Source organism: Candidatus Streptomyces philanthi (genome assembly GCF_059553635.1).
The window spans coordinates 1-10,171 of sequence record NZ_JCANQV010000220.1 but is presented as its reverse complement, the minus strand read 5'-3'; the positions used below and the strand labels follow the sequence as shown (position 1 = coordinate 10,171).

General features: G+C 73.0%; 9 protein-coding genes and 1 pseudogene. 7 read left to right on the top strand and 3 right to left on the bottom strand.

Going from position 1 to position 10,171, the window contains the following annotated elements; translation table 11 throughout:
* A partial coding sequence (locus AC51EU_RS22120) for a (Fe-S)-binding protein (RefSeq protein ID WP_496268772.1) occupies positions 1-620 on the top strand: 620 nt, incomplete at its 5' end.
* Between the two features lie 57 nt (positions 621-677).
* Here the strand turns inward: AC51EU_RS22120 and AC51EU_RS22115 are convergent.
* Both AC51EU_RS22115 and AC51EU_RS22110 read right to left on the bottom strand, forming a co-directional pair.
* Positions 678-1,532, bottom strand: coding sequence for a helix-turn-helix domain-containing protein (locus tag AC51EU_RS22115; RefSeq protein ID WP_496268771.1), 855 nt, complete (start codon positions 1,530-1,532; stop codon positions 678-680).
* A 24-nt stretch (positions 1,533-1,556) separates the two neighbouring features.
* Positions 1,557-1,997: pseudogene (locus tag AC51EU_RS22110) on the bottom strand (DUF6879 family protein); the annotation flags it as partial.
* A 257-nt stretch (positions 1,998-2,254) separates the two neighbouring features.
* Here AC51EU_RS22110 and AC51EU_RS22105 point away from each other — a divergent pair.
* The 4 genes from AC51EU_RS22105 to AC51EU_RS22090 all read left to right on the top strand — a co-directional run bounded on the left by AC51EU_RS22105 (position 2,255) and on the right by AC51EU_RS22090 (position 6,606).
* Positions 2,255-2,662, top strand: coding sequence for a hypothetical protein (locus tag AC51EU_RS22105; RefSeq protein WP_496268770.1), 408 nt, complete (start codon positions 2,255-2,257; stop codon positions 2,660-2,662).
* A 138-nt stretch (positions 2,663-2,800) separates the two neighbouring features.
* Positions 2,801-3,802, top strand: coding sequence for an EamA family transporter (locus tag AC51EU_RS22100; protein ID WP_496268769.1), 1,002 nt, complete (start codon positions 2,801-2,803; stop codon positions 3,800-3,802).
* A 288-nt stretch (positions 3,803-4,090) separates the two neighbouring features.
* Positions 4,091-4,888, top strand: coding sequence for a TIGR03084 family metal-binding protein (locus AC51EU_RS22095; RefSeq protein ID WP_496268768.1), 798 nt, complete (start codon positions 4,091-4,093; stop codon positions 4,886-4,888).
* Positions 4,885-6,606 carry an acyclic terpene utilization AtuA family protein gene (locus tag AC51EU_RS22090; protein WP_496268767.1) on the top strand — a complete coding sequence of 574 codons (1,722 nt, stop codon included), beginning with the start codon at positions 4,885-4,887 and terminating at the stop codon, positions 6,604-6,606. Before AC51EU_RS22095 ends, AC51EU_RS22090 begins: the two co-directional genes overlap by 4 nt.
* A 94-nt stretch (positions 6,607-6,700) precedes the next feature.
* Here the strand turns inward: AC51EU_RS22090 and AC51EU_RS22085 are convergent, their stop codons facing one another.
* Positions 6,701-7,921: an RNA-guided endonuclease InsQ/TnpB family protein gene (locus tag AC51EU_RS22085; RefSeq protein ID WP_496268766.1), complete on the bottom strand. Its 1,221-nt coding sequence runs from the start codon at positions 7,919-7,921 to the stop codon at positions 6,701-6,703.
* Positions 7,922-8,100: 179 nt separating this feature from the next.
* On the opposite strand from AC51EU_RS22085, the gene AC51EU_RS22080 reads away from it, so the two are divergent.
* Both AC51EU_RS22080 and AC51EU_RS22075 read left to right on the top strand, forming a co-directional pair.
* Positions 8,101-9,699 (top strand): acyl-CoA carboxylase subunit beta, encoded by a 1,599-nt coding sequence (locus tag AC51EU_RS22080; RefSeq protein WP_496268765.1) that lies wholly within the window; start codon positions 8,101-8,103, stop codon positions 9,697-9,699.
* Between the two features lie 7 nt (positions 9,700-9,706).
* The coding region (locus AC51EU_RS22075) for a biotin carboxylase N-terminal domain-containing protein (RefSeq protein WP_496268764.1) at positions 9,707-10,171 on the top strand (465 nt) is incomplete at its 3' end.

Genomic DNA, 10,171 nt, shown 5'->3' with positions numbered 1-10,171 from the left:
CGCGCCGGCGCCGCCCCCTGTGCTGCGGCCTCACCTACGTCTCCACCGGCCAGCTCGACCGGGCCCGCACCGAGATGCGGCGCACCGCCGCCGCCCTCGCCCCGCTGCTGCGCGACGGCCGCCCCCTCGTCGTCCTCGAACCGAGCTGCGCCGCCGCCCTCCGCACCGACCTGCCCGAACTCCTCCCCGACGATCCGCGCGCCGCCCGCGTCGCCGCCTCGGTCCGCACCTTCGCCCAGGCCCTGGAGGAACTGGCCCCCGACTGGAACCCCCCGCGCCTCGACCGCCCCACCGCCGGCCAGACCCACTGCCACCAGCACGCCGTCCTCGGCGACGCCGCCGAACGCCGCCTGCGCGACAAGGCCGGCCTGACCGGCGACCTGAGCGGCGGCTGCTGCGGCCTCGCCGGCAACTTCGGCTTCGAACGCGGCCACTACGCCGTCTCCGTCGCCTGCGCCGAGGACCAACTCCTCCCCTCGGTCCGGGCCGCCTCGCCCGGTACCGAACTCCTCGCGGACGGCTACTCCTGCCGCACCCAGCTCGCTCAGCTCACCGACCGCCGGGCGCGGCATCTGGCGGAGGTGCTGGCGGAGGCGCTGGGGGAGGGGGAGACGGGCTGACGCGGGTGTCCCGGGTGGGCGATGTCCTGTACCGCCCGCCCGGGGACGCGCGAGCGATCAGTGCAGCGCTTCGAGCGCCTTGAGGACGAGCGCGCGGGCGTCGGCGCCGTAGACCGCCATGCCGCGGAGTTCTTCGAACGCCTTGAGGTAGAGGGCGACTTCGCTCGCCTGATTGATCCGTACGCTCGCGGAGACCAATTCCACCGACACCACGGCGTCGTCGTACATGTGGAACGTCTCGCGCGGCCACTGCCCCCGCTCGCGTGCCGCCATCGGGATGATGCCCAGCGACACGGCGGGCAGCGTCCCGGCGGTCAGCAGGTGGCCCAGTTGCGCGGCCATCGTGTCCGCGTCCCCCATCTGGTACCGCAGAACCGCTTCTTCAATGAGCAGGACGAATCTGCGCCCCGGCTCATGGATGATCCGGGACCGCTCCACGCGCGCCCGCGCGGCGTCCGCACTGTCGTCGACGGGGAGGTCCCGGAACCGGGCGACCGACCGCAGCACGGCCGCCGCATAGCCCTCCGTCTGCAACAGCCCCGGCACCAACGACGAGGAATACACCCGGAACAGCCGGGTCTCACGGTAGAACTGCACCACGCTGTTCTGGAGCTGCTTCAACCCGTCGCGCATGCGATGACGCCACTCGGAGTACAACGACTCGGCGCTCAGCGACTGCGCGATCAGTCCCTCGGTCTCGCCCTCGGCCCCACACGCACGGCACCACAGCCTTATGTCCTGGGCGGACGGCGCGGTGCGGGCGTTCTCGATGCGGGACGTCTTCGCGTGGTGCCAGCCGCACCGTTCGGCCAGCCCGGTGACCGTCAGCCCCGCCCCCTTGCGCAGATCCCGGAGCCGCCGCGCGACGACTTCGCGGGCGGCCTGGGCGGACGAGGAGGGGGATATGGGCATGAGCTGGCCGAACGGTGCTTTCTGCTAGCGGATCTCGTACTGGTCGTGCGGTACGCCCCGCGCCCACACCGACTCGAAGGCGTCGGCGCAGAGCTTGGCGACGGCGGGTTCGTCCGTCACTTCCATACCCATCGACGAGCCGTCACCGGCGAAATGGTTCCAATAGACCCACTTCTCGTCGAACAGCCAGAAGTCATTGCCCGGGAGGGCGATGTCGGACGCCCGGCGGCGCGGCAGCCACCGGACCTGTTCGCCGGCCACCACATTCTTGAACGTGCCGTCGTACAGGAACCGGGTGTACTCGCTGACCGGTTCCGACACGATACGGGCCCGGCGCACGACGACGCCCCGGGACACCGTCTCCTGCATCAGGTCGAGCCACGGACGCCACCACGACTCGCGGTCGGCCGGGTCGTGACGGAAGCCCGCCCTCCAGTCCGCGAACGGGCCCTTCTCGTAGTCGACGTTCCGGGATGTGCAGTGGTGTGCACCACTTCCCCCTTCTCGGTGCGAGATTCAACACGGATGAGCGTCGGATGACCAGCCTCAGAAGGTCACCGTGCACACTTCTGCACATCGCGGGTGACGGTGCACGGTAGGTCCCTAGCGTCAGCGGAGATTGCGGCGACGGCGACGGCTGCGGCCGCCGGTAATCCGTGAACCGGGCGGCCCGCCCCGCGGTGCGGGCCGCCCACCCGAACCAGTGCGCAGCAGGGAGAACGATGCCCAGGCACCATCACCATGCCTATGTCTGGCTCGGTCACGGTGATGTTCTCGTCAAGCCCGGGGACGCTCATCGGCGGCCGGGGCATCCGGAGTTCGCCTCGGCGGCGGTGATGCCGCTGGAGTGCGCGGACTGGTTGCTGAAGCCGGCCTCGCGGGTCGAGGGGACGTTCCATGACGCGGAGGAGGGGGCGAAGTGGTTCGCCGGGCAGCTTGCCATGTACGACGGAATGTTCGAAGGATCGTACGCGGTCGGTGATACGTACGAGGAGACCGTGCGGGCGCTGGACGAGGGGGAGGACCGGGTCGGCGGGTGGTGGCTGGCCGGCGGGCGCTTTCTGTCGGTGAACCTGATCGCGTGCAGCCCGCACCGGGTGCGCCGGGAGTACGGGTGTCCGCTGGGGTGAGAGGGCCCGGCAGGGTGGTGCGGCAGGGTGTGCGGAGCGCGACAGGGGCGTGCCGGAGCGCAGCGGTGGGAGGCGGGTGGTGCGTCCCGTTATGGCGTGCGTTTCGCGGAGCGGAGCGGGGGACTTAGCGTAGGTGGGGTGAATTCCTCGACCACCGGTTCCCAGGGCGCTGACATGGGTGGCGCTCCGTTGTCCGTCTCCGGCACGCCCGGTTCTCCGCCGTCCGTCGCGAGTGGCCCCGAGGGCGCGGTACCGCCCTCGCGGGAGGTGCGGTCGGCCGAGAAGGCCGCCGGGGCGCGCGGGCGGCTGGGGTCCGTGGCGCTGGTGATCGGCGGGATCGTCTCGTTGCAGTTCGGGTCGTCGGTGGCGGTGCTGTTGTTTCCGCGTGCCGGGGCGCTCGGGGTGGTCACGCTGCGGCTGGTGGCGGCCTCGTTGGTGCTGCTGCTGGTCTGCCGGCCGGCGCTGCGGGGGTACTCGCGCGGTGACTGGGCGACGGTCGTCGGGTTCGGTGTCGCGCTGGTCGGGATGAATTCGCTGTTCTACCAGGCCATCGACCGGATTCCGCTCGGCGCCGCGGTCACCCTGGAGTTCCTGGGGCCGTTGATCCTGTCGGTCGCGACCTCGCGGCGGGTGCTGAGCCTGCTGTGGGCGGGGTTGGCGCTGGGCGGGGTGGCGCTGCTGGGGCGTGGGGGCTTCGACGAACTGAGCCCGGTCGGTGCGGGCTGCGCGCTGGCCGCGGGCGGGCTGTGGGCCGCGTACATCCTGCTGTCGGCCCGTACGGGGCGGCGTTTCCCGCAGGCGGACGGGCTGGCGCTGGCGATGACGGTCGCGGCGCTGCTGAGCCTGCCGCTGGGCATCGTGAGCGCGGGCTCCGCCCTGCTCGACCCCGTCACCATCGGGCTGGGCGCGGCCGTCGCCCTGATGTCGTCCGTGATGCCGTACACCCTGGAACTCCTCGCCCTGCGCAAGCTCCCGGCCTCCGGCTTCGCCGTGATGATGAGCCTGGAGCCGGCCGCCGCGGCGACCGCGGGCTTCCTCGTCCTCCACCAGGCGCTGGGGTGGGCCGAGATCGTCGCGATCGGACTGGTCGTGGTGGCGAGTGTGGGGGCGGTGCGCAGTGCCGGGGGAGGGCACGGCTGACCCTCCGGGAGAGGGGCGGGAAGGGGCGTCGGCCGGGTGGTCGGTGCCCCTTTCGGCGTAGGGGCCGGTGGTACGCGCCGTAAAAATCATGCACGCATGCTTGATTGTCCTCCCGCCCGCTGCCACCCTCATCAGCACGGTGCGGAACCACCCCGCGACGCACAGCCACCCCTGCGCGCCCGCGCCCGTCCGCACCGTACGACGCACCGAGCACCGCAGTCGCCGAAGTCACCGCATGTCCACGGGCCCTCCCCGGTACGGCGGAGGAGCCGATGAGGGGAGTGTCGCGTGTCCGATCCCGGCCCCGTTCTGGCGGATCTCAGGGACGAGAGCGAGGAACTGGACGCCCTGGTCGCAGGGCTTCCGGCCGCGCGGTGGGCCGCGCCCACGCCCGCCGAGGGGTGGACCGTCGCCCACCAGATCGCCCATCTGACCTGGACCGATCAGCAGGCGCTGCTGTCCGTCACCGACCCCGACGCCTTCGAAGCGGCAGCCCCCGCGGCGGTGACCGGCGTCGAGGAGGGCGCGGCGGCCGGCGCGCGGCAGGAACCGGGCACGCTGCTCGCCGACTGGCGGGCGGGCCGGGCCGCGCTGCTCGACGCGCTGCTGCGGCAGCCGGAGGGGACCCGGCTGCGCTGGTTCGGGCCGCCGATGGGCGTCGCCTCGATGGCGACCGCGCGGCTGATGGAGACCTGGGCGCACGGCGAGGACATCGCCGGGGCGCTGGGCGTCCACCGCGCGCCGACCGCGCGGCTGCGCCATGTCGCCCGGCTCGGCGTACGGACCCGGGACTTCGCCCACCGGGTCCACGGCCTCGAACCGCCCGCCGAGGAGTTCCGGGTGGAGCTGCGCGCCCCGGACGGTTCCCTGTGGGCGTACGGGCCCAAGGACGCCGCGCAGCGGGTCACCGGGGACGCGGTGGAGTTCTGTCTGCTGGTCACCCAGCGGCTGCACCGGGACGACGCGCGGTCGCTGCGGACCGTGGGGGCTCAGGCGGAGCGGTGGCTGGGGATCGCCCAGGCGTTCGCCGGGCCGCCGGGGAAGGGGCGGGCGCCCGGGACGGACGGCCGCCGGAGTCCCGCGTGACGGCCCCGGACGGGCCCGGGGTGCTGCGGGTCGGCAATGCCTCCGGTTTCTACGGCGACCGGTTCAGCGCGTTCCGCGACATGCTCACCGGTGGCCCGCTGGACGTCCTGACCGGCGACTATCTCGCCGAACTGACCATGCTCATCCTCGGCCGGGACCGCGCCGCGCACCCGGAGCGCGGCTACGCCGCCACCTTTCTGCGGCAGTGGGAGGACGGGCTCGGGCTCGCCGTCGAGCGCGGGGTGCGGATCGTCACCAACGCGGGCGGGCTCAACCCGGCCGGACTCGCCGACGCCGTACGGGAGGTGGCGGACCGGGTCGGGGTGCCGGTGCGGGTGGCACATGTGGAGGGCGACGACCTGTCGGCGGGCGGGGCCCGTCCGGCCTGGGGCGGTGACGTGCTCACCGCGCACGCCTATCTGGGCGGGGGCGGGATCGCGGCGTGCCTGCGGGCCGGGGCCGATGTGGTGGTGACCGGCAGGGTCACCGACGCGGCGCTGGTCAGCGGGGCGGCCGCGGCCCACTTCGGGTGGGGACCGGAGGACCTCGACGCGCTCGCCGGGGCGGTTGTCGCCGGTCATGTCCTGGAGTGCGGTACGCAGGCCACCGGCGGCAACTACAGCTTCTTCGAGGAGCACGACGTGCTCCGGCCCGGGTTCCCGCTCGCCGAGATCGCCGCCGACGGCAGCGCCGTCATCACCAAGCACCCGGGCACCGGCGGCGCCGTCACCACCGGCACCGTCACCGCCCAACTCCTCTACGAGACGCAGGGCGCGCGCTACGCGGGCCCGGACGTGACGGCCCGGCTGGACACCGTACGGCTGGCGCAGGAGGGCCCGGACCGGGTGCGGGTCAGCGGGGTGCGGGGCGAGCCGCCGCCGCCCTCCCTCAAGGTGGGGCTGACCCGGCTCGGCGGCTGGCGCAACGAGGTCACCTTCGTCCTGACCGGCCTGGACGTGGAGGCCAAGGCCCGTCTTGTGCGGGCGCAGATGGCGGCCGCGTTCGAGGCGTCCGGCAGGGCCCCGGCACAGGTGCGGTGGACGCTGGCCCGTACCGACCACACCGACGCCGCCGTCCAGGAGGAGGCGAGCGCGCTGCTGCGGCTGGTGGTGCGGGACGCCGAACGGGAGGCGGTGGGGCGGGCCGTCAGCGGCGCCGCCGTCGAGCTGGCGCTCGGCAGCGTCCCCGGCTTCCACGTCACCGCGCCGCCCGGCAAGGGCGCCCCGTACGGCGTCTTCGAGGCGGTGGTGGTGGACGCGGACGAGGTGCCGCACCGCGCCGTCCTGCCCGACGGGACCCGCGTCGACATCCCGCCGGCGCCCGTCACGCGGCAGCTGGAACGTCTCGCCGACCCGGAGCCGCCGCCCCCGCCCCCGCCCCCGGCGGCCGTGCGGCGGGCGCCCCTGGGCCTGGTCGCGGGCGCGCGCAGCGGTGACAAGGGCGGGGCGGCCAATGTCGGGGTGTGGGTACGCACCGAAGCGGCGTGGCGCTGGCTCGTCCACGAACTGACCGTCGAGCGATTTCGTGAACTGCTGCCGGAGACGAAGGAGCTGGAGATCGACAGGCATCCGCTGCCCCGCCTGAGGGCGCTGAACTTCGTCGTCGAGGGGCTGCTGGGGGAGGGCGTCGCGGCACAGGCCCGCTTCGACCCGCAGGCCAAGGCCCTGGGGGAGTGGCTGCGTTCGCGCCACCTGGACATACCGGAGGTACTGCTTTGAAGGCTCCCTCGCCTGAAGGCGGGGGTCCCGCCTGGCCTTGCGGCCGGGCGTCCCCTTGTGGGGGCGCCTTCGGGCTGTTGTGGGGATTCCAGGCTCAGGCAGCCGCCGGAGCCTGCGGCTCCAGCGGTCTTACACCCTCTGCACCTGCCGGGTTCCAACCTGCCCGGACCAGCATCACGCGTGCCGAGTTCTTGTCCCGGGGGGACACGGCTCCGCACGCGGTGCAGGCATAGGTTCTCTCGGAAAGAGGTAGTGCGTGCTTGGTTCTCGCTCCGCACGATGCGCAGTCCATGGTGGTGTGCGCGGGGTGCACGAGGCGGACCTCGCGCCCGTGCTTGCGGCCCATCTCCAGCAGGGCCTTCTTCGTAGCGCCGATGGCAGCGTCCGCGGCCTTCTTCGCCATGGTCGACTTCGCCAGGAAACGCGGCCGGAAGTCCTCCACCGCGATCCGGTCGTGGTCGCGGACGACCTTCTTGGCCCACTTGCGGCCGGTGTCGGTGCGCTGCGCGGCCACCTTCCGGTGGAGTTTTGCGGTCTTCCGCTTCGCCTCGCGGTAGCCGTTCGAGGCGGCCTGTCCCTTCGCGGGCCGGCGCCGGGCCGTCATCCGCTGATAGCGGGCGAGTTTCTGCGCCGCGGTCTTGCCGTGCTGCGGGTGGGGGAGGTCGTGGTCGTCGCTGGTGGTGGTGGCGGTCTCCTTCACGCCCCAGTCGATCCCGAGCACACGGCCGGTCGCGGGCAGGCGCTCGGTCTGGGCCCGGACGACGAACGACGCCCACCAATGCCCGACCGCATCCCGGTACACACGCACCGAGCCGGGCGGTTGGGGCAGCTCCCGCGACCACACCGGCCGCACGACGATCCCGCCTGCCAGGTGCAGGAGGCCGTCCTTGAGCCGGAAGCCGCGCCGGGTGTAGTTCAGGCTCGGCAGCGCGTCGCGCTTCTTCTTGTAACGGGGCATCCCGGCCCGCTGCCGCACCGGCAACCGGGCCTTGATGTCCTTGAGCGCCTTCGCTCGCGCCTTCGCGAAGTCCCGTACCACCTGCTGCTGCGGCACCGACGCACCCTCAGCCAGCCACGGCGTCACGCGCCGGGCCCCGGTCAGCATCTTGTCGAGCTGCGCCGGACCACACGTCGTCTTCCCGCCGGCCGCCCGGTTGTGCTGGTGCACCTGCCGGGACTTCGCGACCGACTCGTTCCACACCCAGCGGCACCGGTCCCACTCGGCCTCAAGCTGACGCCGGGCCGTCTTCGACACACGCACACGGAACGTGTACCGGGCATACCCGGCAGTCTCCGCAGTCGTCGCTGCCGTCATGCACCCGAACCTACCCGGGAGGACCGACAATTGAGCCCAAACGATCTTTGCGGTGCTCCTCGCCTGCGAGGACGGCGGACGCCGGACCGCCCTGGCAGCGAACCGGCCATACCCGCCCTGCTCCACAGGAGTCCGATTCCTCCCCGGCCCGAAGGCCGGGGCATCCTCGGAGGAACCCGGTGACCCGGCTCGCCAGCGCCCTCGACACCGCGGGCGCCGAGTACGCCGAGCGGCGGGAGGCGATGCTCGGCAAGCTCGCCGAACTCGACGCCGCGCACGCGCGGGCGCTCGCCGGGGGCGGCGAGAAGTACCTCGCCCGGCACCGCGGGCGCGGCAAGCTCCCGGCCCGCGAACGCGTCGAGCTGCTGCTCGACCCCGACACGCCGTTCCTGGAGCTGTCGCCGCTCGCCGCCTGGGGCAGCGACTACGCGGTGGGCGCGTCACTGGTCACCGGGATCGGTGTGGTCGAGGGCGTGGAGTGCCTGATCACCGCCAACGACCCGACGGTACGGGGCGGGGCCAGCAATCCCTGGACGTTGAAGAAGGCGCTGCGGGCCAACGAGATCGCGTACGCCAACCGGCTGCCGGTGATCTCGCTGGTGGAGTCCGGAGGGGCCGATCTGACGGGCCAGAAGGAAATCTTCATACCGGGCGGGGCCCTGTTCAAGGACCTCACCCGGCTCTCCGCCGCCGGCATTCCGACGGTCGCCGTGGTCTTCGGCAACTCCACCGCCGGAGGCGCGTACGTCCCGGGGATGTCCGACCACGTGATCATGGTCAAGGAGCGGGCCAAGGTGTTCCTCGGCGGGCCGCCGCTGGTGAAGATGGCGACGGGGGAGGAGAGCGACGACGAGTCGCTGGGCGGTGCCGAGATGCACGCCCGTACCTCCGGCCTCGCCGACCACTTCGCCACCGACGAGCACGACGCCCTCCGCCAGGCCCGCCGGGTCGTCGCCCGCCTCAACTGGCGCAAGGCCCACCCCGATCCGCCGCCCGCCGCGCCCCCCGAGTACGACGAGGACGAACTGCTGGGCATCGTCCCCGGCGACCTCAAGGCGCCGTTCGACCCCCGCGAGGTCATCGCCCGGATCGTGGACGGCTCGGACTTCGACGAGTTCAAACCGCTCTACGGCCCGAGCCTGGTGACCGGCTGGGCCACCCTGCACGGCTACCCCGTCGGCGTCCTCGCCAACGCGCGGGGCGTCCTGTTCAGCGCCGAGGCGCAGAAGGCCGCCCAGTTCATCCAGCTCGCCAACCAGCGCGACATCCCCCTCGTCTTCCTCCACCACACCACCGGCTACATGGTCGGCAAGGAGTACGAGCAGGGCGGCATCATCAAGCACGGCGCCATGATGATCAACGCGGTGTCCAACTCCCGGGTGCCGCACCTGAGTGTCCTGATGGGCGCCTCGTACGGCGCCGGGCACTACGGCATGTGCGGCCGCGCCTTCGACCCCCGGTTCCTGTTCTCCTGGCCCAGCGCCAAGTCCGCCGTGATGGGGCCGCAGCAGCTCGCCGGGGTGCTCTCGCTCGTCGCCCGCGCCTCGGCCGCCGCCAAGGGGCAGCCGTACGACGAGGAGGCGGACACCGCGCTGCGGGCCGTCGTCGAGCAGCAGATCGAGTCCGAGTCGCTGCCGATGTTCCTCTCCGGGCGCCTGTACGACGACGGCGTCATCGACCCCCGCGACACCCGCACCGTCCTCGGCCTGTGCCTGTCCGCCCTGCACACCGCCCCCGTCGAGGGCGTACGGGGTGGGTTCGGCGTCTTCCGGATGTGAGGCAGACATGATCCGTTCCGTTCTGGTCGCCAACCGAGGCGAGATCACCCGGAGGATCTTCCGGACCTGCCGGGAGCTGGGCATCGCCACCGTCGCCGTCCACGCGGACGCCGACGCGGACGCCGCCCACGTACGCGAGGCCGACACCGCCGTACGCCTGCCGGGCGACGCCCCCGCGGACACCTATCTGCGCGGCGACCTGCTGGTGGCGGCGGCGCGGGCCGCGGGCGCCGACGCCGTCCACCCCGGCTACGGCTTCCTCTCCGAGAACGCCGACTTCGCCACGGCCGTCACCGGGGCGGGCCTGACCTGGATCGGCCCGCCGCCCGCCGCCATCGCCGCGATGGCCTCCAAGACCCGCGCCAAGGAACTGATGGCGCGGGCCGGGGTGCCGCTGCTGCCCGCCGTGGACCCGGACCGCGCCACCGAGGACGACCTCCCGCTGCTGGTCAAGGCCGCGGCGGGCGGCGGC